Genomic DNA, 989 nt, shown 5'->3' with positions numbered 1-989 from the left:
GGTACTGCTTCACTATCGGTCGCCAGGGAGTATTTAGCCTTGGCAGATGGTCCTGCCGGATTCCCACGAGGTTTCACGTGTCTCGCGGTACTCGGGATCCGTCTAGGGATACGTTTGCTTTTGGTTACGGGGCTGTTACCCACTATGGCCGGCCTTTCCAGACCTGTTCATCTACAAGAGTCTTTTGTAACTCCGTGTGAGACGTCCCACAACCCCAGGGGGCAAGCCCCCTGGTTTGGGCTAATCCGCTTTCGCTCGCCGCTACTGACGGAATCACTTTTGTTTTCTTTTCCTGAGGGTACTTAGATGTTTCAGTTCCCCTCGTCTGCCTCCTCATGCAGCTATGTATTCAGTGAATGATACCATCCGATTACGATGCGTGGGTTTCCCCATTCGGACATCCCCGGATCAAAGCCTGCTTACGGCTCCCCGAGGCATTATCGTTGTTCGCCACGTCCTTCTTCGGCTCCTGGCGCCTAGGCATCCTCCGTGTGCTCTTATTAGCTTAACCACGACGCACAGGATGTGCTAGTGCATGCGTTGTCTCATGGATGAGACGAACTTAGCAGGCCATCCTTGCATTTCCGTAATTACTAAAAAGTACTTACAGTTTATATCCTTAGCAATTTCATGCAGTATCCAGTTTTCAAGGAACAATGGATAGTTACTCGTTAGAGTAACTGCCTGGCAACGTCCTACTCTCCCGGCTCCCTGCGGAGCAAGTACCATCGGCGCTGGAGGGCTTAACGGCCGTGTTCGGCATGGGAACGGGTGTGTCCCCTCCGCCATCATCACCAGACTATATGAGAGAATGCATAAAGTGACGAAGATTAATGTATCACATCTACTTGTTCACTTTCAAGTACTTTTTTAGGACTTTTTTGGTGGAGCTGAACGGGATCGAACCGATGACCTCCTGCTTGCAAGGCAGGCGCTCTCCCAACTGAGCTACAGCCCCATACTAAGGGAAATATATGGTGGGCCTAGGC

At 51.3% G+C, this 989-nt stretch carries 1 tRNA gene and 2 rRNA genes; all 3 read right to left on the bottom strand.

The window, feature by feature from the left end:
- Positions 1-511: ribosomal RNA gene (locus ABES02_RS30005) — 23S ribosomal RNA — on the bottom strand; the annotation flags it as partial.
- A 171-nt stretch (positions 512-682) separates the two neighbouring features.
- Positions 683-799: ribosomal RNA gene (gene rrf, locus ABES02_RS30000) — 5S ribosomal RNA — on the bottom strand.
- A gap of 83 nt (positions 800-882) precedes the next feature.
- A tRNA-Ala gene (locus ABES02_RS29995) sits at positions 883-958 on the bottom strand.
- Between the last annotated feature and the right edge of the window lie 31 nt (positions 959-989).

Origin of the sequence: Neobacillus pocheonensis, from assembly GCF_050477905.1 — a bacterium.
In the GTDB taxonomy this organism is placed as follows: Bacteria; Bacillota; Bacilli; order Bacillales; family Cytobacillaceae; genus Neobacillus; species Neobacillus pocheonensis_A.
This window is presented reverse-complemented; position numbering and strand designations above follow the sequence as displayed.